The following is a 21,906-nucleotide window of genomic DNA, read 5'->3' as shown; positions in this document are numbered from 1 at the left end:
AGTCAAACCAAGCCTCGCGTCCTAAGTGTTTCGGTCGCGCCTATTACAGCGAACGCGCCGATAAATTTCCGACAACACCATCGAGCCCCGGGTTAGGCGAGCGATTTGCCTCTAGGCATAGCTGGGTAAGTTTTGACACTGACCCCAGCCAGCTTCTCCGCCGCTTGGTTTTCTTCAAGGGCCCGCCATTGCGCAACCAGCTCGACTATTTCCGCTCGCCCCGCATGCTCGCCAAATACGCTGCGCTGCGTCACGACGCGCTCGGCTTGGGCCAGCAAGCGCTGCTGTGCACGTGAGAGGGCCTGCTCCTGCTCGTTACGAAGATGTTGGCCTTTCTGGAGCGCGTCGGCATAAATGGCGCGTAGCTCCAGATCACTTTTGCCATAGAAACGCATGTCGCCGCTGCGCCGGGCCTCCCAACGGAACTCATTGAAGGAGCGTGGCTGCCAGCTCTCCAGGAGTTGCTGGACGCTCCTTACCTGAGCGTAGATATCGCGTATTTCACCATCGGTGAACAATGCTCCTTCACGTTTCTCGGCGCTGTCATGCCAGCGCAGCAGCGTCGTCAGGGCAGCCCGAGCGTAGCCGCTATCGCTGGAATGATGAGGTCCCCACAGCGGAATGCGTTTGGGCATATCCCCGTCGAGGGCGATCTCACCCACGTAGCGCGCGCAGGTTTGCTCGTCGATAAGTGCACAGCCCGGCTGCCAGAGAATGGCCGCCTCGCTCCCGCCGCCCGGCTTGCGTGGCATGAAATGCCGCTGCTCGCCATGGTGCTCGTAGGGATCACCGTGCAGATTGACCAGTCCTGCCAGCAACAACACGATGCCCACCACCGGAGAGCTGAAAAGCAGCGCAGTACCAGGCAGCGCCAGTTTCCACTCGGCATCCATCCAAGGTAGCGGCAAGGCGGGAATGGGATCATCGTGATTGACGATGCGATGGTGGGTCAGCGATTGAGCAGCCTGAACGAACGCACGGTCGCCGGCACGAGGTGCGCCGTAGGTGTACAGGACGACATCGGGGCCAGTGGGTAGGCAACGCAGCCATTCCGCCAGCAGCAAGGCGATAGCACCCCCGAGGCTGTGCCCACAGATGATGAGTGTCTGTTCGCCGGTGTAGAACGCCTCCATGTAACGTTCGACAAAGGGCTTCACCGCCAGGAAGCCGCCGTAGAAACCACGGTGCGCCTGGCCTTTCCTTTCGTAGGGTACTTGGCGAGCATCCAGGTCAAGGCTAGCGTCGGCGAGCAGCTCCTGGGTGCCGCGCACCGAAATCAGCATGATCTTGTCGTTGTGGGTGATGAACGCCTGGGTGCTGGAGTCATTGTCATAAAGGAAGTGCACATCCTCCGGGTTCTTCCAGCCCTCTTCCGCTTCTTGCGTATAACGCTCGGGATCGTAGGGCATGATCTCCAGGCGCTTGGAGTAGGGCACTTCCTCGCAGAGCAAATGGTAGGGTCCGGCCGTGTTGAACTGTGTCGGCTTGACCAGGCGACCCAATTGACTCTGCAGTACATGTCCGATGCTGCCGAGCGATGTGTAAGGCGGCGGCGACGATTCATAACGGTCAGATGATGTCGGCTCCTCGCTGAAGGGGGCATAAGCAAAAGTGCTCATTACAGCTAGGTGATAAGCGTTCAGTGCGCAGAATTCTTTATCTCTTGAGATCAGCGGGCTGTAGGCGCGCAGTGCTTTAACTTCGAGCACGTAATGAGCGTTCTCTACCCTTAAGACAATCCCCGGCTGGCCTTCCGGTAAACCTGCATTTCGTTTAGGAATGTTCGGAGGCTTCGGTTTCCATGTCTCGTCGGCGTCAGGTAAATGACCTCTAGCTTCTGCAAAATTGCTAACTTCGACTCGAAAAAAACGCGCACCCTCTTGTGATGCGCGAGCTTCCGCTAGATATGTTTTGCCATCGGCACGACGCGGCCCGGAGGACGATTGCTCTGCTGCAACTTGCAGAGCCTTTAGCGGCAATCTGAACGATTTTCTAATGTTCAGCCTTTTGTACCATGGGTCTAACTCACCTGTATCCTGAGCTGAAATATCCAGGATTGCTGGACCGCAATGACAGCCTTCTACCCGCGCGAATCCGTCATCACTCAAGATACCTTCAAGCTTCTGACCCTGACTGTCATGCAACGTATAACTGAGGCCAGCGTAAGAGGCTCCATCGCCATGTTCATTCACGAGACGAAAGCTGATCCAGTAATTGAGTAATGGACAGTTCAATATAGGTATCGTTGCGTCCTTGCTTGATTTAAGCATCTAATATTCCGTGCAGTTAGGATAAACGGTGCATTCACGGCCATTCATTCTGAATGTTTTAAATACCGGAGGCTTTTGGCAATTAGGCCAGCCTGGTTTCGGTAGGCACGGTTTCCATCCAGCTGGAAATTTCACCCACGTATCATCGTGTGACGGCTCTTCTTCAGCGTTCACTTGAAACGACAACATAACTTTTTTGCCAGGCATTTCATCTCTGGTTAGATACGCGCCAGCTCCCTTGCAATTAAGCAGTTTCGATATTTCAATATAGAGCTTGCTTTCTTGAAACCACCAAGTACATATCGCCGTCTTGGTAAGAACTCCGTCCGCTCCAAAGCCCGGAGCACCCTCAGGAAGCTTATCGACAATTACTAACCCACCATTGTCATAGGTTCGCTGCCAGTCTTTTTCACCATAGCGGCCATATATAAACAGCTTGACCTTACCCAGTTGCATCTCGCAAAGCCCAAAACGGTAATTAACTGGAACTTTAAAACGATACTGCTGGGAAGATTTCCCATAATCCTGCTCGAATGTTTTGACCTGGCTACGGCCGCTACACTCATTGGCGACGTCATATTCCGCTTGTGCCTTGAGGGAAAAATTAGGTGGCAACTCGCCTTCAAAGGTAAAGATCTCTCCGCCGAGTGAGCCGAGTGCGCTACAGGCACTTAGGGAAGTCGCCAGTAGACAAGGCCAAAGTAGAGTTGAGATGCGTGACGTCTTAGGGAAATAGGTCATGACTGTTGTTCCCGTGGAATAAAAGCTGCGTTTAACTCTTGGCTGAGCCTGACGAAATGCGCCTCTGGAGATTCCCGTTCCTCAGGTTTCCAGGCGGGATGTTCCGCGAATTCAGGATCGAGTTGATAACGCAACAGGAACTGTATGTGCTCCAAAGGCTTCCACCGCCAGTGCTCGGCTTTATCTAGTTGCTCATCCAACCAATCGCTCAGTACTCGCGTTTCAGCTAGCCGGGCGGTAGCCGCCGAATGGTTCTGCCACAGCCAAAGCGTCAGGTTATGGCGCTGGATTTCCCGCACCACGGTATCCGGCTCAGGCAAGGTCAGCCAGGCTGCTTCGAATGGAGCGGGGTATTGTCCCGGTCGTGCATTATCGAAGCACTGCCAACACTCACCATCCCAGCAAAGAGCGCTGTTCAGGGGGCCGAGCAGCAACGGCTGCTGTGCCGGTGCAAGTTCGGCAAGATGGCGAGCGATAACGCGGCTGTCCTGAAATCGGTAAAGCGAGCGCTGCCCTTTCTCATCGACCTGCATGCGTTCCCGCCAGTGCTGCGCAAGGGCAGTTAGATCGATGCGGTCGGCACTTGCCAGCCAGCCCCAATTGCGCTCAGGCGCATCGAGCAATGGCTGGATCTGCGCAACCTCGGAGACGCTCAAGGCGACCAGCCACGGACCGATATCCGCTAAGTCGGCAAATTCGGTTCCCTGGTAGAGATTGACGTAATCCTGCATCAGGTTGCTGGCAAACAGCTCCTGAATGGGATTGGGTTCGGCCAGGCTGTCGATGACGAGCAGCAGTTGCCGTTGTTGCGCCTGCTGCTCATCGAGCCACTGTCGTAACTGATCGTTCATGTGGCCGCACCAGTGTCGCAAACGCCTTCTCTGCAGGCTTCGCAGATCGGGCAGCGACTGGCCCCGATATGCCTCGCTTTACGGGCCATCTGTAGCTGAGTGTTGGCCAGGGCCAGTTTTGGCTTGGCGCCGGCTTGGTCCTTGTCTGCCGCGTTAGCTAGCGCTGGCATGAGAATCTTCAGCCCCGAGCCCTTACCCGCTGCCCCGCCGGAATTCATCTTGATAGTGGCGCCACTCAGCGTTACGCCACTGGGATCGAGCTTGAGGAAGCTGCCGCCGCCTGAAGCGGTGAGTTCCATGCCGGCGTCGATGACGACTTTGCTGCCGGCGTAGTAGTGAATTTCATCGCCGGCTTCGACGAGCTGGCCGCTGCCTATCTTGATGTGTTGGGTGTTGCCCACGGTCAGATGGTCGTTGGCTCTGACTTCGGTCTTGCGGTCGCCGTGGGTGGTGCGGTGTTCTTCGGTCTGGAATTCGCTGTAGCTGTTGGCCTCGACGGTGTCATGGCGTTCGTGGCCGACGCGGATCTTCTGGTCGTGCTGGATGTTCTGGTCCCAGTCGCGCTGGGCATGCACGTAGATCTGTTCGGCGCCCTTACGGTCTTCGATGCGCAGTTCGTTGTAGCCCTCGCCACCGGGTGAGCTGAGGGTTTTGAAGACGGTGCGGGTCTTGTGGGCCGGCAGTTCATAAGGCACGACATGTTCGGCGTGGTACAGGCAGCCGGTAATCAATGGCTGGTCGGGATCGCCTTCGAGGAAGGTCACCAGTACCTCCATGCCGACTCGCGGGATGGCGATGCCGCCATAGCGATCGCCAGCCCAACTGCTGGAGACGCGCAGCCAGCAACTTGCCTTGTCGTTGGCCTGGCCCTGGCGGTCCCAATGGAACTGTACTTTCACTCGGCCGTATTGGTCGCAGTGGATTTCTTCGCTGGCAGGGCCGGTGACGACGGCGGTTTGGCTGCCTAAGACTTTGGGTTTGAGGTGGTCGAGCTGGGGGCGGTAGAAGATGTCCCAGGGAGTGGCGGTGAAATGGTTGCGGTAGCCTTGTTGAAAGTCGGTGTGGCCTTTCCCCTCCCCCCTAAGCCGGGCGCCCCAGCGGGGAGAGGGGGCAGGGCGGAGCGCATCCGAGACATCATTAATCGACTCTTCCAGCACCTGTGGCTGCTTACCCTGATGGAACACTTCGGTGAGCAGCCAGAGGTCGTTCCACTGTTGCCGGGGATGGTCGGTGAGGGCGAGAAAATGGCCGCACGCCAGGTAAGCGTCGCTGAGGCCTTCGGCCAGTTCGTAGTCTGCGCGCAGGCGCTCCAGGCTGCGTTTAGCCAAGTGCTTGCCACGGACGCGGGTGGTGAAGCGGCCGGGGTAGTCGTAGACCTCCAGCGTCGGCGCGAACTCGCTGCCGTAGCCGGTTTCCATCTGAAGCCTGGGCTGTTCGAAGTCGTAGTCGCGGAAGGTGGCATGGCTGCTTCGGGTTTCCAGGCGCACGCCGAAACGCTTGACGACTGCCCGGTCGGCGACCAGGCCGGAATCCTGCTGGTAGGCCACCGGCGCCAGCTTCGGAAACACCGTCTGATCGTCGCCGAACACCAGGACGTGGCCGGCTTCGCTGTGCTGGAAGTGGAAGCTGATGCCTTCCTCCTCGCATAGCCGCTGAATGAAATGCAGGTCGGATTCGTCGTACTGCACGCAGTAGGCGCGCTCGGGATAAGCGTGACCAAGCTGGAAGCGGTAGGCGTCGGCCTGGATGCCGTGGGCTTCCAGCACCTGGGCGATGATCTGCGGCGCGCTGAGGTGCTGGAAAATGCGCTGATCATGGCTGTGACCCAGATAGGCCAGTTGCGGACGAAGATTCAGGGTATAGCGGGTCAGACGCTTGCCGGAGTCACCCTGGCCGATGCTGTGGATCACGCCGTGCACGCCCCTGCCAGCGGGGCCGAAAGCGAGATAGGCAGGGCGGTTGATCAGAGTCTCGAGATCGAGGTCAGGCCGCTCGCTGACCACTTCGATATCGAAGCGGTAGGGTTGGTTGAGCTTTTCCTGGCCTTCGAAACCCAGTACCTGCAGATCAGTTTCGGCGCCGGTAATGGCGAGGGTGATATGCGCTTGATTGGCATCCAGCATGCCTTGGCCTCCATCCTTGAGTCAGGCGAAGGCCGGAGGTTGACCGACGAGGACGCCCGTTTCAATGATGGCAAGGCCGCAGCATGACTCGAATCACGTTTCGGGCGGCCCCGGCAGGGCCAGTCGCGCTCGAATCCGAATTCGCATCGTGGTGCGGGCCAGACGGCGCTCAGCTGCAGCCTGCCCTACGCCAACAACTCGGCAAACTGCCCGGCCGGCACCGGGCGGCTGATCAGGTAGCCCTGGATTTCGTCGCAGCCCTGTTCCTTGAGGAAATCCATCTGCGCCTGGGTTTCGACGCCCTCGGCGACTACTTTCAACTCCAGGCTGTGGACCATCGCGATGATGGCCCGGACGATGGCAGAATCCTCGCCGACCTGATCCAACTCCGAGATGAACGAGCGGTCGATCTTGACGTAGTTCACCGGGAAACGCTTCAGGTAGCTGAGCGACGAATAGCCGGTACCGAAATCATCGATGGCGAGTTTCACGCCGAGCGCACGCAACTGATGGCTGATGCTGACGGCATTGTCGATGTCGTCGAGCAGCTGGCTCTCGGTCAGCTCCAGCTCCAGCAACTCTGCCGGCAGTCCTGTTTCCACCAGCACCTGCCGCACCAGGCTGACAAAATTGCCCTGGCGCAGCTGTTTGACCGAGAGGTTCACCGAAACCCGGATCGTCGCGAGCCCGTCCAGTTGCCATTGGCGGGCCTGCCGGCAAGCCTCGCGCAGGACGAACTCGCCCACCTGGACGATCAGACCGGTCTCTTCGGCCAGCGGAATGAAGTGACCCGCCGCCATCAGCCCCTGCTGCGGATGACGCCAGCGCACCAGCGCTTCGGCTGCGTCGAGGCGATCCTCCGCCACGTTCAAGCGCGGCTGATAGAAGACTTCCAGCTGCCCCTCTTCGAGTGCCTGGCGCAACTGGTTTTCAAGCTTCAGATTTTCCAGACTGGTGCTTTGCAAGCGCTCGGTGAAGAACTGCACGGTGTTACCGCCCAGGTGTTTGGCATGTTGCATCGCCATATTGGCCTGCAGCAGCAGGGACGTGGCATCGCGCGCATTGTCGGGCATCAGGCTGACACCGATGGATGCGCTGATCACCAGTTCCTGATCACCGATCAACACGGGCTTGCTGATGCGTGACAGCAGACGGCCGCCACTATGCGCAAGGTTCGACAGGCTGCCGTAGCCTTCGAGCACTACCACGAACTCGTCGCCCGACAGCCGCGCGATAGTGTCCGCATCGGAAAAGGTATGCGACAGCCGCCGAGACATTTCGCGCAGCAGCTGGTCGGCCGCTTCGTGTCCCAGGCTCTGGTTGAGGATCTTGAAACGGTCTAGGTCGATATAAAGCACCGCCAGACCGCGGCTATTAGCGTGCGTCCGCTCGCAGGCATCGTGCAGGCGGGTCTTGAGCAGGCTGCGATTGGCCAGCCCGGTTAGCTCGTCGAAGTGCGTGAGATAGCGTAGACGCTCTTCCACCTGCCGCCGAACGCTGAGGTCGAATACGAACGCCACGACATTGCTGACCTTGCCCTCATTGTCGCGAACCGCATGCAACTGCGCCCATTGAGGATAAACTTCACCATTCTTGCGGGTTTCGATCAGCTCACCCTGCCAGCTTCCCTCCCGCTCCAGGCATTCTCGAATCGCCGCATACTGCTGCCGACTGTCTTCGGAACTGGCCAGCCGCGCGACGCTACGCCCGATGAGTTCCTCCCGCGAATAGCCGGACAGTGCACAACAGGCATCGTTGACTGCCAGCAGGCGGAAGTCAGCATCCATGATCGCCATGCCCTCGCCGGCCGCGTCGAATACCGTGGCCGCCAGACGCTGCTGCTCGGTCTGTCGATGAGCCTCGCTGATATCGCGACGAGTACCGATCATCCGCTGCGCACGGCCATTGGCATCACGTTTGATGACCCGCCCGCAATCTTCCATCCACAGCCAGCTGCCGTCCGCTTTCACCGCACGATAGCGCGCCGTGTATAGCTCGGTTTCACCTTTGAGGTGGGCGATGACGGCGTTTCGCACCTGCGACAGGTCATCAGGATGAACCTTGGGCCGTAGCGGGTCGGCCAGCAATAACCGGGCGCTTTGGCCAATGCCGAACACCACTTCCATACGCGAATGATGGACTTCGTCATGCTCGAGATCCCAATCCCACAACCCCAGACCGCTGGCTTCGAGCGCTAGGTTCAATCGCGCCTCGCTTTCGCTCAGCTCCGCCGTGCGTTCGGTCACACGCTGTTCGAGCCCGTCAAGCGTCTCGCGCAGCAGACCTTCGGCGTGCCGCCGTTGCTCGACCTCGCCTGCCAGCTCGTCGTTCAGCTGAGTGGCCTCACTGTGCATGAGCTGCAGGCGCGCGATCAGCTGCTGGTTGTGATAGCGCTGGCGCAAGCTCGCAGTCAGCAGGTGATTGGTCTGCCAGGCAATCATGCAGAGCGTCAGCAGCACCACGACGGTCAACACGCCCCAGCCCAGCTGTTGTAACTGGTCGCTGCTCAACAGCACGACGGCGGAGGGCAGCAGGCTGGGTATGGTGAAGATGAAGAAGGCACGAAGCGATACGCCACTGGTCACGGCGCCGGTAACGACCACCGACCCGGTCGCGCCGTAGAGCAGGGTTTGCTGGATGAAACTGTCGTCAGGCACCAGTGCCACGATCGCGTAGCACAGCGTGATCGCTGTCATACCGCTGCCCAGCAAGAATGTCCGGTGCCAATATGGTCGTTGCTGATCTTTCGCAGCGGCCCTGTCGAATGCGCTCGCTTGCTGCAACCGCCACAGCGCCAGCAACAGGGTGCAGCCCGACCACAACGTCAATTCCAGTAGCGGGACCTTGTTCCAGAGCAGGCCGAGGAACACCGCAACGGCGACCAGCAACAGCACGAGCGAGATCCGGGAACTCTGATAAAGCAACCGTGTACGCTCGGTTCGCTGCTCGATATCAGCGCAGGCGAGAACGGCCTGGTCGTCCTGGGTCAGTAACGCCGATTGGGTTGCCTGTGCAGAATCGATCATCGAGCACTCTTGTTATAGGTGTCTGAAAAGCATTGTTCGCCGCAGCTGATGGTCCGGATGATGGCATGTTGCCGGCCAAAGACAACAGTGCGTTCCGACCAACGAACGAGAACGCCTTTGCATCCTGGGCGTTGCGTCTGGCGCGGCAAACCTGATCCAGTGACGCTCGAGTCAACGCGCCCGTCCGTTGCGCGAGCGAGCCGAACCGGTTTGCGGATAGAATGGCGCCCATGCATGACGATCTCTCTCTCCTCCTGAACTCCCTCAACGACGCCCAGCGCCAGGCCGTGGCCGCGCCGCTAGGTCGTCAATTGGTCCTCGCTGGCGCCGGCTCGGGCAAGACCCGCGTATTGGTGCACCGCATCGCCTGGCTGCACCAGGTCGAGCGCGCCTCGCTGCATTCGATTCTGTCGGTGACCTTCACCAACAAGGCCGCCGCCGAGATGCGCCAGCGTATCGAACAGCTGATGCAGGTCAACCCGCAGGGCATGTGGGTCGGCACCTTTCACGGGCTGGCGCACCGCCTGCTCCGCGCGCATTGGCAGGAAGCCAAGCTGGCACAGAACTTTCAGATTCTCGATTCCGACGACCAGCAGCGGCTGGTCAAGCGGGTGATCCGCGAACTGGGGCTCGACGAACAGCGCTGGCCGGCGCGCCAGGCCCAATGGTGGATAAACGGGCAGAAGGATGAAGGGCTGCGGCCGAAGCACATCCAGCCCAGCGGCGACTTATTCCTGGCAACGATGCTGAGCATCTACCAGGCGTACGAAGAGGCCTGCGCGCGCGCAGGCGTCATCGATTTTTCCGAGCTGCTGCTGCGCGCCCTGGATCTGTGGCGCGACAACCCGGGGCTGCTCGACCACTATCAGCGGCGCTTCCGCCACATTCTGGTGGACGAGTTCCAAGACACCAACGCCGTGCAGTACGCCTGGCTGCGCCTGCTGGCCAAGGGTGGCGAGAGCCTGATGGTGGTGGGCGACGACGATCAGTCCATCTACGGCTGGCGCGGCGCGCGGGTCGAAAACCTGCACCAGTTCAGCGAAGACTTCCAAGACGCCGAAACCATCCGCCTGGAGCAGAACTACCGCTCCACCGCTTGCATCCTCAAGGCCGCCAACGCTTTGATCGCCAACAACCATGGGCGGTTGGGCAAGGAGCTCTGGACCGAAGGCTGCGAAGGCGAGCCGATCAGCCTTTATGCCGCGTTCAACGAACACGACGAAGCGCGGTATGTGGTCGAGAGCATCGAAAGCGCGATCAAGAAAGAAGGCCTGGCGCGCAGCGAAATCGCCATCCTCTATCGCTCCAACGCCCAGTCGCGGGTGCTGGAAGAGGCGTTGCTGCGCGAGAAGATTCCCTACCGCATCTACGGCGGCCAACGCTTCTTCGAGCGCGCCGAGATCAAGAACGCCATGGCCTACCTGCGCCTGATCCAAACCCGCGATAACGACGCGGCGCTGGAGCGGGTGATCAACGTGCCGGCACGCGGTATCGGCGAGAAAACCGTCGAAGCGCTGCGCCAGCTGGCCCGCGCGCAAGGCTTGTCGCTATGGGGGGCGCTGCACCAGGCGGTCGGCACCAAGGTGGTTTCCGGCCGCGCTGCCAGCGCGCTGAACGCCTTCGTCGAGCTGATCGATAGCCTCGCGCTCAAAGTCGAAGGCATGCAGCTGCACAACATGGCGCAGTTGGTCATCGAGCAATCCGGTCTGCTCGCCTATCACCGCGACGAAAAAGGCGAGAAAGCCCAGGCACGGGTGGAAAACCTCGAGGAACTGGTCTCCGCCGCACGCGCCTTCGATAACTACAGCGAAGAGGAAGAAGACGAGCAGACACCGCTGGCCGCCTTCCTCGACCACGCTTCGCTGGAAGCCGGCGAGCAGCAGGCAGGCGATCACGAGGACAGCGTGCAGTTGATGACACTGCACAGCGCCAAGGGCCTGGAGTTCCCCCTGGTGTTCCTGGTGGGCATGGAAGAAGGCCTGTTCCCGCACAAGATGAGCCTGGAAGAACCGGGCCGTCTCGAAGAGGAACGCCGCCTCGCCTACGTCGGCATCACCCGCGCCATGCAGCAGCTGATCGTCACTTACGCCGAAACACGCCGGCTATATGGCAGCGAGACCTATAACAAGATCTCGCGCTTCATCCGCGAAGTGCCGCCCGCGCTGATCAGCGAAGTCCGCCTGAGCAATACCGTGAGTCGCAGCTTCAACAGCCGGGGCATGAGCGGCGGCTCCCTGTTCGACGGCGCCAATGTGCCGGAAACGCCATTCAATCTTGGCCAACGCGTCTCGCACTCGCTATTTGGCGAGGGCACCATCCTGAACTTCGAGGGCTCCGGCGCACAAGCTCGCGTTCAGGTGAATTTCGAAAGCGAAGGCAGCAAGTGGCTGATGCTCAGTTATGCCAAACTCCAAACGCTATGACGTGCACGTCAACCGATACTAATAAAATCGTCAAAGGAAAACCTCACTCATGAAACGCCGTCACTTGTTTGGTGCCGCCGCTGCCCTGCTTGCAACGCTCGGCCTTGCAGGCTGTAACGATGAGAAGAAAGTCGAATCCACCGCTGAGTCGCAACCGGCCACCAGCGAAGCGCCTAAAACCTACAACTGGAAGATGGTCACCGCCTGGCCGAAGAACTATCCAGGCTTGGGCACTTCAGCCGAACGGTTGGCTGAGCGCGTCAATGCCATGAGCAATGGGCGGCTGACCATCAAGGTCTATGCCGCCGGCGAGCTGGTGCCTGCCCTCGAGGTATTCGACGCGGTCTCGCGCGGCACCGCCGAAGTCGGCCACGGCGCCGCCTATTACTGGAAGGGCAAAGTGCCCACGGCGCAATTCTTCACCTCGGTTCCCTTCGGCCTCTCGACCAGCGAAATGAATGCCTGGCTGACCCGTGGCGGCGGCCAAGCGTTCTGGGACGAAGCCTACGCACCGCACGGCGTCAAGCCGTTCGTCGTGGGTAACACCGGCATGCAGATGGGCGGCTGGTTCAACAAGGAAATCAACTCGCTGCAGGACCTTGAGGGATTGAAGATTCGCACCCCCGGCCTGGGCGGCGAGGTGCTGAGCCGTCTCGGCGCGACCACCGTCAACATGCCCGGCGGCGAAGTCTTCACCGCGCTGCAAACCGGCGCGATCGATGCCACCGACTGGGTCAGCCCCTACAACGACCTAGCTTTCGGCCTGCATAAGGCGGCGAAGTACTACTACTACCCCGGCTGGCAGGAGCCGCAGGCGGTGCTGGAACTGCTGGTCAACCAGAAAGCGCTGGACAGCCTGCCGGAGGATCTGCGCGCCATCCTCACCGAGGCCGCCGGTGCTGCAAGCCGCGACATGATCGACGATTACGTCTACAACAACGCACTTGCACTCGATCAGTTGAAGCAGCAGGGCACCGAACTGAAGCGTTTCCCCGATGAAGTGCTGGCCGCCATGCGTGAGCAGTCCGATGCCGTCCTAGGCGAACTGGCCGCACAAAGCGAGCTGAACGGCCGTATCTGGGCGTCGATGAAGGCGTTCCAGGCGCAGGTCAAACCCATGCATGAAATTTCCGAAAAAGAGCTGTACAACTGGCGATGAGCCAAAGACTCGCTGCGCTTGTCGTCTATCCAACAAGCGCAGCGAGCAAAAACCCGAAACACTCTCCAACTGGCGCGGCCCGAGCGGGCCGTGCAACATCAGCCTGTAATTTCACCCATACCAGGAATACCAAATGCAACGTGTGCTCAGCATTTTCATGGCGCTGTGTATCGGCCTGACTCTCAGTCTCGACGTGCACGCCAAGCGTTTCGGCGGCGGCAAGAGCTTTGGCTCGGCGCCCAGCCACCAGACCCGTCAGGCGCAGCCTCAACAACGCAATGACGCAGCCGCGCAGCAAGCAGGACGCCAACAGCCGGCCGCAGCCAGCGGTGCTTCACGCTGGCTCGGCCCGCTGGCCGGCCTCGCCGCTGGCGGTCTACTCGCCTCGATGTTCATGGGCGACGGCTTCGAGGGTATTCAGTTCATGGATATCCTGATCTTCGGTGCGATCGCTTTCCTGCTGTTCCGCTTCCTGGCCGCCCGCCGTCGCCAGCAGCAGCCAGCCGTGGCCGGCCATGCGCCGATGCAGCGCGAAATGCCGCAGCAACCGTCCATTTTTGGCGGTAGCAGCGCAGCCGTTGCCAAGGCCCCGGTGATCAACGCGCCGGCCTGGTTCAACGAGCAGAGCTTCGTTGGCGCGGCGCGCGAGCATTTCATGTCGCTGCAGCAGCATTGGGACGCCAACGAAATGGACAAGATCGCCGAGTTCGTCACGCCGCAGCTGCTCGAATTCCTCAAGCGTGAGCGTGCCGAGATTGGCGACGCCTACCAGTCGACCTATGTCGACGATCTGCAGATCCAGCTCGACGGCGTGGACGACAATGCCGAGAAGACCACCGCCACGCTGACCTTCACCGGCGTCGCGAAAAACTCGCGCTTCGATCAGGGCGAGCCCTTCAGCGAAAGCTGGCGCATGGAGCGTGCACAGGGCGAGAACCAGCCGTGGCTGGTCGCGGGTATCCGTCAGAACGCCTGATACACGCAGGCGTAGCCGAGAGCCCCGGCTTAATTGAGTTCAGTTTGATAACGAACCCCGCTAAATGCGGGGTTTCGTTTTTAAGGCGAATCGTTTTATTGCGGTTCGTCCTGACCCGACCTCACCAACCAGAGCCTACAACTCAGAAAAAAGGGTCAGCGAAACGGCTTAGGACCCGCCCTCCGAGCGGCGCTGTTTCCTTTAACTGCATTTTGAACCCGGCTTGCCCAGGTTTTTTCGTTTTTTGGCAGCAGGAAGCGCGCCGCTCGGCTGAACCCTGTGAAGAATTAAGCGTCTATGCTGCTCGGAAAATACTAAAAAGAATGGAGTCCTGCGTGTCAGGCAACCTCATGACAGGGTTTTACGTCGTCAGCACGACGAGCGCTCCCACCGCCGCTTTCGTACCGAGCCACCGACCGGATAATCAGCCATGAGCAGCGTTCGCCTGCCCTCGGTGGACCGTCTGTTGCGCGCGCCTGCTTGCGCGCCCCTGCAGCAGCGCTACGGCCGCGAAGCGCTGCTCGGCACGCTACGCGATCTGCTCGATGAGTTACGCGAGCCGGCCCGCCACGGTCAGCTCGCCGCGCTGGAGCTGTCAGAGGCCGTGCTTGCCGGGCGCGCCGGAGAGCGCCTCGCCAGCCAGCACCGCAGCCGCATACGTCGCGTATTCAACCTTACCGGCACGGTGCTGCACACCAACCTCGGCCGCGCGCTGCTGCCCGACGAAGCCATCGAGGCGATCACCCTCGCAGCTCGCTACCCGTTGAACCTGGAATTCGATCTGGCCAGCGGCAAGCGCGGCGACCGCGACGACCTGATCGAAGGGCTGATCCGCGAGCTGACCGGTGCCGAAGCCGTCACCGTAGTCAACAACAATGCCGCCGCCGTTCTGCTGGCCCTCAATAGCCTAGGTGCACGCAAGGAAGGCATCATTTCTCGCGGCGAGCTGATCGAAATCGGCGGCGCCTTCCGCATTCCCGACATCATGGCGCGTGCCGGGGTAAAGCTGCATGAAGTGGGCACCACCAACCGCACCCACGTGCGCGACTACGAAAACGCCATCGGCCCGCGCAGCGGCCTGCTGATGCGTGTACATACCAGCAATTACAGCGTGCAGGGCTTCACTGCTAGCGTCGCCACAGCTGAGCTGGCGTCCATCGCCCGAGCGCATGGCTTGCCGCTGCTGGAGGACCTAGGCAGTGGCAGTCTGGTCGACCTGTCGCGCTGGGGCCTACCGAAGGAGCCGACCGTGCAGGAAGCCCTGCGCGACGGCGCCGATATCGTCACCTTCAGTGGCGACAAACTGCTCGGCGGCCCCCAGGCCGGGCTGATCGTAGGCAGCCGCGAGCTGATCCAGAAGATCAAGAAAAATCCGCTCAAACGCGCCCTGCGCGTCGACAAACTGACCCTGGCTGCGCTGGAAGCGGTGCTCAATCTTTATCGCGACCCTGATCGCCTCGCCGAACGCCTGACCAGCCTGCGCCTGCTCAGCCGCCCGCAGGAGCAGATCCGTGCACAAGCCGAACGAATTGCGCCGGCAATCGCCACGGCGCTCGGCGAAAACTGGCAGGTTGCCGTCCGCGACGCGCTGGGCATGATCGGCAGCGGCGCACAGCCGGTGGCACGACTGCCAAGTGCCGCGGTTCGTATCAGCCCGCTGCAACCCAAACGGCTGCGCGGTCGCAGCCTGCGCCAGCTGGAAGAAGCCTTACGTTGCCTACCGATCCCGGTCCTTGGCCGGCTCGCCGAAGACGCGCTCTGGCTCGACCTTCGGCAACTGGACGACGAGGCGGCACTGCTGGAACAGCTGCCGCACCTGCAGCGGGAGCTGATGCCATGATCATCGGTACCGCCGGCCACATCGACCACGGCAAGACGGCTTTACTCAAGGCCCTGACCGGGCAAGAGGGCGATCGTCGTCGCGAGGAACGCCTGCGCGGCATCACCATCGACCTCGGTTACCTGTACGCCTCGCTTGGCAATTCAGAAAACCTCACCGGTTTCATCGACGTACCCGGTCACGAGCGCTTCGTGCACAACATGCTGGCCGGTGCTTGCGGCATCGACTGCGTGCTGCTGGTGGTCGCTGCCGATGACGGCGTAATGCCGCAGACACGCGAGCATCTAGCCATCATCGAATTGCTGGGCATCCGCCGCGCGCTGGTGGCGCTGACCAAGATCGACCGGGTCGACCCAGCGCGCACTGACCAAGCGCGCCAGGAAGTCGAAGCGCTGTTGCAGGCCGGTCCGCTGGCCGGCGCACCAATCTTCCCGGTGTCCAGTATCAGCGGAGAAGGGATCGATGCGCTCCGTTCGGCGCTAATCGAGCAGGCCGCAGATATACGCTCGGGTTGCGGCAACGGTTATTTCCGCCTGGCCATTGACCGCGCATTCAGCGTCGTCGGTGCCGGCGTCGTCGTGACCGGCACGGCCTTCGCGGGCCGGGTGCGCGTGGGGGACGAACTGACCCTGAGCCCAGCCGGACGAACCGTTCGGGTACGCGGACTGCATGCGCAGAACCAGGCGTCCGACGAGGCCCATGCAGGTCAGCGGGTCGCCCTGAACCTCGCCGGCGAACGCCTTGCGACAGAGCAAATCAGCCGGGGCGACTGGCTGCTGAAACCCGAGCTACAGGCCGCAACCCAGCGCATCGATATCGAATTCACCCTGTTGCCCAGCGAAGTTCGCGAACTGCGCCATTGGACGCCGGTACACATTCACCTTGGTGCGCAGGACGTCACCGGCCGGATTGCCCTGCTGGAAGGCGAATACCTGGCGCCCGGCGGCCGCGTGCATGCGCAGCTGTTGCTGAATGCGCCGGCTCATGCGGTACACGGCGATCGCGTGATACTGCGCGACCAATCCGCACAGCGGACCCTGGGCGGCGGACGGGTGCTCGATCCCTTCGCTCCGCCGCGCAATCGGCACCGCCAGGCACGCCTAGCGGTATTGCGCGCACTGGACGGCGAAACACTGGAACACATCCTGCCGGGGCTGCTGCCCAGCGCGATCAACGGTCTGGAGCCGGCGTTGCTGGAACGGCAGTTCAACCGTCCGCGACACACCTGGAAGCTGCCGGACGAAGCCCTGGAAATTACCACACGGCTTGGCCCGCGCTTGTTCGACCGCGACACCTGGGACTACCTCGGCCAAAGTCTTGTGGCGGCATTGCAGCGCTTCCACGAAGCCCAACCGGACGAGCTGGGTCCGGATCGCGACCGCCTGCGCCGCTACGCGCTACCTCAGCTCGAGCGACCGATATATTTAGCGTTGCTGGAACAAACGCTGGCGGCCGGAAAGATCGAAGCCAGCGGTCCCTGGCTGCACCTGCCTGGGCACCGCGTTCGGCTGAGCGACGAGGAAGAAGCGCTGAAAGCCCGGCTATGGCCGCTGCTGGAATCCGCCCGTTTCGATCCACCCTGGGTCCGCGATCTGGCCGGCGAACTGCGCATCGACGAGGACAAGGTTCGTCATCTGTTGCGCAAGCTGTCCCGCATAGGAATGCTGCAACAGGTCGTCAAAGACCTGTTCTACACCGACTCCACCATCCGCCAGCTGGCCAATCGGGTAGTGGATATGGAACGGCAACACGGCGTGATCCGCGCTGCCGCGTTCCGCGACCAGATTCAGCTCGGCCGCAAGCGCAGCATCCAGCTGCTCGAGCACTTCGACCGCATCGGCCTCACCCGGCGCTTCGGCAACGAACGCAAGGTGCGACCCGACAGCGCCTTGGCCTCAGAGGCTGAGGTCGGGTAGGCTGCAGCACTTCCAGATTCCAGCCCCGTTCGGGCACGTCTCTGGAAGGCAATCGCACCCGGTGGTGCGGCCGGGCTTCAAACCCGGTTGGGGGCGGCAGCCGTTCCCGGGTGGGTTCGACTCCCACTGCCTTCCGCCATTATCCGCTTCGCTCAATTCGCCCTATTCCCGGGCGCTCACGGCGCGCAGGTCTGTAGGCACCTTCTCGTAGAGCTTGGCTGGTCGACGGTTCGCTCTGAGCCGCTTGCCTATCTGCCCGATAGCTAAAAACTATTCCTAGCCCGCTGCAAACTCGAATTGTTGGTCTAGCCTTTTCAACACGCGTGGAAAAGGAGAACGAGCATGTTGGCAACATTGCTTCCGGCCCTGCAAAACCTGGCGTTGCCGTTGCGTCTGCGGCTATGGGACGGCAACGAAATCGACATCGGTCCCGCGCCGAGCGTGACGCTGGAGATCAAGGATCCGAACCTGATCGCGCAGCTGGCTCATCCCAGTCTCGCCCTGCTGGGCGGTGCTTACGTCGAGGGCAAGATCGATCTGCACGGCCCGCTTGAAGAGGTAATCCGCATCGGCGATGAAATCACCCGCGCTCTGGGTGGCGATGCCACTGTCCTGCCGACGCGCGAATCCCACGATAAGACCACCGATGCCGAGGCCATTTCCTATCACTACGACCTGTCCAACGAGTTCTATCAGCTCTGGCTGGACCGCGACATGGTTTACTCATGCGCCTATTTCGAGACCGGCACGGAAGATCTCGACCAGGCCCAGCAGGCCAAGCTGCGCCATCTGTGTCGCAAGCTGCGGCTGAAGCCCGGCGACCGCCTGCTGGACGTCGGCTGTGGCTGGGGTGGGCTGGCGCGCTTTGCCGCGCGGGAGTTCGGCGCAGAAGTGCTCGGCATCACCCTCAGTCGCGAGCAGCTCAAGCTCGGGCGCGAGCGCGTCGCCGCCGAAGGACTGGAAGGCCAAGTGCAGCTGGAACTGATGGACTACCGCGACCTGCCCAAAAACGGCCAGTTCGACAAGGTGGTCAGTGTCGGCATGTTCGAGCATGTCGGCCACGCCAACCTCCCTCTGTACTGCCAGCAACTGTCGGAAGTGGTGCGCCCCGGTGGTCTGGTGATGAACCATGGCATCACCTCGCGGCACATCGATGGGCGACCGGTGGGGCATGGCGCCGGCGAGTTCATCGACCGTTACGTGTTCCCCCACGGCGAGCTGCCACATCTGGTGAAGATCGGTGCCTGCATCAGCGAATCGGGGCTGGAAATCGTCGACGTGGAGAGCCTGCGCCTGCATTACGCACGTACGCTGGATTTCTGGAGCCAGCGCCTGGAAGCGAATCTGGCCGAGGCCCGGCAGATGATTCCCGAGCGTGCGTTGCGCATCTGGCGTGTCTATCTGGCCGGCTGTGCCTATGGTTTCCGTCGCAACTGGATCAACCTGCACCAGATCCTGGCGAGCAAACCGCTACCGGATGGCTCCCATGAGGTGCCCTGGTCGCGGGCCGATCTGTACCGATAGGCGCCAGACACTTGCCTGGCGCGTACGCGATCAATGGCTCATCAGCGTATCGGTGGTTTCAGGCTTATCGTGGGTGCCGAAGCGGTCGACGATGGTCGCGCTGGCTTCGTTCATGCCCAGCACCTCGACCTCAGCGCCCTCGCGGCGGAACTTGAGCACCACCTTGTCCAGCGCCGAGACGGCGGTGATGTCCCAGAAATGCGCGTGGCTGAGGTCGATGATGACCTTGGCGAGGGCTTCCTTGCAGTCGAAGGCCGTGGTGAATTTCTCCGACGAGCTGAAGAACACCTGGCCAACCACACGATAGGTTCGCTGCCCGCCTTCGGCATCCAGCTCCGAGTCGATATGCAGGTAATGGCCGACCTTGTTGGCGAAGAACATCGCCGCCAGCAGCACGCCGGCCAGCACGCCATAGGCCAGGTTGTGGGTGAAGACCACGACCGCCACGGTGACCACCATGACGATATTGGTGGAAAGCGGGTAGCGCCGGAGGTTGCGGATCGAATCCCAGCTGAAGGTGCCGATGGAGACCATAATCATCACCGCCACCAGCGCCGCCATGGGGATCTGGCTGACCCAGTCGCTGAGGAACACCACCAACAGCAACAGCACCACGCCGGCGATCAGGGTCGACAGCCGCGTGCGGCCGCCGGATTTCACGTTGATCACCGACTGGCCGATCATTGCGCAGCCAGCCATCCCGCCGAACAGGCCGGAAGCGATGTTGGCTACGCCCTGGCCTTTGCATTCGCGGTTCTTGTCGCTGCCGGTGTCGGTCATCTCATCGACGATGGTCGCGGTCATCAGCGATTCCAGCAGGCCGACAACCGCTAGCGCGGCGGAATACGGGAAGATGATCTGCAGGGTCTCGAAGGTCAGCGGCACCTCCGGCCAGAGGAAGATCGGCAGGGTGTCGGGCAGCTCGCCCATGTCGCCGACGGTGCGGATATCCAGGCCGAGATAGATGGCCACGGCCGTCAGCATGAGGATGCACACCAGCGGCGACGGAATCACCCGGCCGATCTTCGGCACGTAGGGGAACAGGTAGATGATGCCCAGGCCCGCCGCCGTCATCGCGTAGACGTGCCAGGTGACGTTAGTCAGCTCCGGCAGCTGCGCCATGAAGATCAGGATCGCCAGCGCATTGACGAAGCCGGTCACCACCGAGCGCGAGACGAAGCGCATCAGCGAGCCCAGGCGCAGGTAGCCGGCGATAATCTGCAACACGCCGCAGAGCAGCGTCGCCGCCAGCAGGTATTGCAGACCATGCTCGCGCACCAGGGTCACCATCAGCAGCGCCATGGCGCCGGTGGCTGCGGAAATCATCGCCGGCCGGCCACCGACGAAGGCGATCACCACGGCGATGCAGAAGGAGGCGTACAGGCCGACCCGAGGGTCGACGCCGGCGATGATGGAAAAGGCGATGGCCTCGGGAATCAACGCCAGGGCGACGACGAGCCCGGAAAGCACGTCGCCACGAATATTGCCGAACCAGTTTTGCTTGATCGAGTGGAGCATGGGCTATCCAAAGGGGAAAAAGCGGCAGCTGCAGACCCGACGCGATGCGCCGGCTGACAGAGCCGTTCCAGTTTCGAATGTAGGGCGAACCGCGCTAATCGAAGCGCGGGGAATGCAGATTGATCGCGCCGAGCTGCTGCTCAGGCGGAGAGTCGCTGCAAGGGCGGCGAAGGATAGCGGATCACGCCGCAACCGGCGATGGCCACCTGATAGCCTGCATCGCTAGCGCCAGAAATCATCCAGATTGGCGAAGCCCCAAGTAACCGGGTCTTCACGGCTGACGATGCGGTCTTCACCGTGGCGGCGCGACAGGTCCAGTTCCTCCGGGGCGATGGGCATCTTCGTTCTGGTCGAATAGAACAGGCGCAGCACCGGCTCCGTCAGCTTGCCGGGGTTCTGGTCGACAACCACGCCCAGCCGACCGGATTCCAGCCGGACCAACGTACCGAGCGGATAGATGCCCACCGATTTGACGAACGCGTGAAACACGCCGGTATCGAAATGCCCCTTCCACTGCGCCATTCGCGAGAGCGAACCGGCGGCGTCCCAGGCCTCCTTGTAGGGGCGCCTGGAGGTGATCGCATCGTACACATCGCACACCGCGCCCATGCGCGCGAACAGGCTGATCTGTTCACCCTTCAGCCCGTGCGGGTAACCGCTGCCATCGACCTTTTCATGATGGTGCAAGCACACGTCCAGTACCGCCTCGGGCATCGTGCCGCTGTGCACAAGCATCGCGTGGCCACGCTCGGGATGAGCACGCATGATGTCGAACTCGGCATCGGTCAACTTGCCAGGTTTATTGAGCACCTGCGGTGGCATCGCCATCTTGCCGACGTCGTGCAGCAGCCCAGCCAGGCCTGCCTCGCGAGTAAGGCTTTCATTCAGTCCAAGCTGGCGAGCAAGCGACACCATCAAGGCGCAGACGCTGACCGAGTGCATGTAGGTGTACTCGTCACGATCCTTCAGCCTGGCCAGACCGATCAACGCCGAAGCATTACGCGCGAGGGATTCACTGATTTCCTCGACCACCGGCAGGCACGCCTGCGCGTCCACGGCATTGCCCAGACGCGCCTCGTTGAACAACGAAGCCACTGCCTGCTTCGAGCGGTCGAGCACGCGAGAGGCCCGCTGCATTTCATCACGGGCGCTGCAGGTTGCGGCCCGCACGGGTAACTCGTTGATAGGTGCCTCGACGGCGGGATGGGGTTCGGTTGTCGCCGCAGCTGCATCAGCGATATCCACACCTTGCTCGGTATCGATCCAGACAGCCGGCACCCCGCTACTGCGCAGCGCCTGCAGATCCGACGGATCGTTGAGGACGAAGCGGGTTCGCCAGAACGGATGCGAAAACCAGCTCCCGTCGATGGCCTGAATGTACATCCCGAACCGGAGCTGGTTTGTGGAGATTTTCCTGAGCACTCAATACCTCTGCAGGGGATAACCGCAGTGGCAATCATAGCCATCGACGCCGTCCGGTTATGCGCGGTTAACGGCAAAACGGACCATCGGCAGTGATTGGCAATCCGCCGCTCTGGC

Annotated in this window: 13 protein-coding genes and 1 tRNA gene; 7 read left to right on the top strand and 7 right to left on the bottom strand. The window is 61.4% G+C overall.

Annotation, left to right across the window (positions count from 1 at the left end; translation table 11 throughout):
- Positions 1-92: 92 nt before the first annotated feature.
- The 5 genes from GYM54_RS15165 to GYM54_RS15145 all read right to left on the bottom strand — a co-directional run bounded on the left by GYM54_RS15165 (position 93) and on the right by GYM54_RS15145 (position 9,011).
- Entirely contained in the window at positions 93-2,270 is a 2,178-nt protein-coding gene (locus tag GYM54_RS15165; protein ID WP_231752151.1) for a lipase family protein, read from the bottom strand.
- Positions 2,271-3,011 (bottom strand): hypothetical protein, encoded by a 741-nt coding sequence (locus GYM54_RS15160; protein WP_197444851.1) that lies wholly within the window; start codon positions 3,009-3,011, stop codon positions 2,271-2,273. It lies immediately after the preceding gene.
- Positions 3,008-3,862: a DUF4123 domain-containing protein gene (locus GYM54_RS15155; RefSeq protein ID WP_197444850.1), complete on the bottom strand. Its 855-nt coding sequence runs from the start codon at positions 3,860-3,862 to the stop codon at positions 3,008-3,010. Before GYM54_RS15155 ends, GYM54_RS15160 begins: the two co-directional genes overlap by 4 nt.
- Positions 3,859-5,985 (bottom strand): type VI secretion system tip protein VgrG, encoded by a 2,127-nt coding sequence (locus tag GYM54_RS15150; protein WP_197444849.1) that lies wholly within the window; start codon positions 5,983-5,985, stop codon positions 3,859-3,861. The genes GYM54_RS15155 and GYM54_RS15150 overlap by 4 nt, the downstream gene beginning before the upstream one ends.
- Before the next feature lie 185 nt (positions 5,986-6,170).
- Positions 6,171-9,011 (bottom strand): bifunctional diguanylate cyclase/phosphodiesterase, encoded by a 2,841-nt coding sequence (locus GYM54_RS15145; RefSeq protein WP_197444848.1) that lies wholly within the window; start codon positions 9,009-9,011, stop codon positions 6,171-6,173.
- A 230-nt stretch (positions 9,012-9,241) separates the two neighbouring features.
- Between GYM54_RS15145 and uvrD the strand changes: the two genes are divergently transcribed.
- The 7 genes from uvrD to cfaB all read left to right on the top strand — a co-directional run bounded on the left by uvrD (position 9,242) and on the right by cfaB (position 18,849).
- Positions 9,242-11,434 carry a DNA helicase II gene (gene uvrD / locus GYM54_RS15140; protein WP_197444847.1) on the top strand — a complete coding sequence of 731 codons (2,193 nt, stop codon included), beginning with the start codon at positions 9,242-9,244 and terminating at the stop codon, positions 11,432-11,434.
- Between the two features lie 49 nt (positions 11,435-11,483).
- The gene (locus tag GYM54_RS15135) at positions 11,484-12,593 is read left to right on the top strand and encodes a TRAP transporter substrate-binding protein (RefSeq protein WP_197444846.1); all 1,110 of its coding nucleotides are present in this window, start codon (positions 11,484-11,486) and stop codon (positions 12,591-12,593) included.
- 133 nt (positions 12,594-12,726) lie between these two features.
- Entirely contained in the window at positions 12,727-13,569 is an 843-nt protein-coding gene (locus GYM54_RS15130) for a Tim44 domain-containing protein (protein ID WP_197444845.1), read from the top strand.
- Between the two features lie 430 nt (positions 13,570-13,999).
- Entirely contained in the window at positions 14,000-15,409 is a 1,410-nt protein-coding gene (gene selA, locus GYM54_RS15125; protein ID WP_197444844.1) for an L-seryl-tRNA(Sec) selenium transferase, read from the top strand.
- Entirely contained in the window at positions 15,406-17,325 is a 1,920-nt protein-coding gene (selB, locus tag GYM54_RS15120) for a selenocysteine-specific translation elongation factor (RefSeq protein ID WP_197444843.1), read from the top strand. Before selA ends, selB begins: the two co-directional genes overlap by 4 nt.
- 43 nt (positions 17,326-17,368) lie before the next feature.
- Positions 17,369-17,464, top strand: a tRNA-Sec gene (locus GYM54_RS15115).
- Between the two features lie 203 nt (positions 17,465-17,667).
- Complete coding sequence (cfaB, locus tag GYM54_RS15110; protein WP_197444842.1) at positions 17,668-18,849, top strand: C17 cyclopropane fatty acid synthase CfaB; 1,182 nt, start codon at positions 17,668-17,670, stop codon at positions 18,847-18,849.
- 30 nt (positions 18,850-18,879) lie between these two features.
- On the opposite strand, the gene GYM54_RS15105 is transcribed toward cfaB, so the two are convergent.
- Both GYM54_RS15105 and GYM54_RS15100 read right to left on the bottom strand, forming a co-directional pair.
- On the bottom strand, positions 18,880-20,367 hold the full coding sequence (locus GYM54_RS15105; protein ID WP_197444841.1) for a SulP family inorganic anion transporter: 1,488 nt from the start codon (positions 20,365-20,367) through the stop codon (positions 18,880-18,882).
- A 222-nt stretch (positions 20,368-20,589) separates the two neighbouring features.
- Positions 20,590-21,750: an HD-GYP domain-containing protein gene (locus GYM54_RS15100; protein WP_219852937.1), complete on the bottom strand. Its 1,161-nt coding sequence runs from the start codon at positions 21,748-21,750 to the stop codon at positions 20,590-20,592.
- Positions 21,751-21,906 lie beyond the last annotated feature (156 nt).

Source organism: Pseudomonas sp. MTM4 (genome assembly GCF_019355055.1).
Lineage (GTDB): Bacteria > Pseudomonadota > Gammaproteobacteria > Pseudomonadales > Pseudomonadaceae > Stutzerimonas.
Note: the sequence above shows the minus strand (reverse complement) of the source record. Positions and strands in the feature narration are given on the sequence as shown.

Excerpts from the sequence above, each read along its gene's own strand:
- GYM54_RS15165 (WP_231752151.1), bottom strand. The coding sequence starts at position 2,270 with ATGCTTAAATCAAGCAAGGACGCAACGATACCTATATTGAACTGTCCA.
- GYM54_RS15160 (WP_197444851.1), bottom strand. The coding sequence starts at position 3,011 with ATGACCTATTTCCCTAAGACGTCACGCATCTCAACTCTACTTTGGCCT.
- GYM54_RS15155 (WP_197444850.1), bottom strand. The coding sequence starts at position 3,862 with ATGAACGATCAGTTACGACAGTGGCTCGATGAGCAGCAGGCGCAACAA.
- GYM54_RS15150 (WP_197444849.1), bottom strand. The coding sequence starts at position 5,985 with ATGCTGGATGCCAATCAAGCGCATATCACCCTCGCCATTACCGGCGCC.
- GYM54_RS15145 (WP_197444848.1), bottom strand. The coding sequence starts at position 9,011 with ATGATCGATTCTGCACAGGCAACCCAATCGGCGTTACTGACCCAGGAC.
- uvrD (WP_197444847.1), top strand. The coding sequence starts at position 9,242 with ATGCATGACGATCTCTCTCTCCTCCTGAACTCCCTCAACGACGCCCAG.
- GYM54_RS15135 (WP_197444846.1), top strand. The coding sequence starts at position 11,484 with ATGAAACGCCGTCACTTGTTTGGTGCCGCCGCTGCCCTGCTTGCAACG.
- GYM54_RS15130 (WP_197444845.1), top strand. The coding sequence starts at position 12,727 with ATGCAACGTGTGCTCAGCATTTTCATGGCGCTGTGTATCGGCCTGACT.
- selA (WP_197444844.1), top strand. The coding sequence starts at position 14,000 with ATGAGCAGCGTTCGCCTGCCCTCGGTGGACCGTCTGTTGCGCGCGCCT.
- selB (WP_197444843.1), top strand. The coding sequence starts at position 15,406 with ATGATCATCGGTACCGCCGGCCACATCGACCACGGCAAGACGGCTTTA.
- cfaB (WP_197444842.1), top strand. The coding sequence starts at position 17,668 with ATGTTGGCAACATTGCTTCCGGCCCTGCAAAACCTGGCGTTGCCGTTG.
- GYM54_RS15105 (WP_197444841.1), bottom strand. The coding sequence starts at position 20,367 with ATGCTCCACTCGATCAAGCAAAACTGGTTCGGCAATATTCGTGGCGAC.
- GYM54_RS15100 (WP_219852937.1), bottom strand. The coding sequence starts at position 21,750 with ATGTACATTCAGGCCATCGACGGGAGCTGGTTTTCGCATCCGTTCTGG.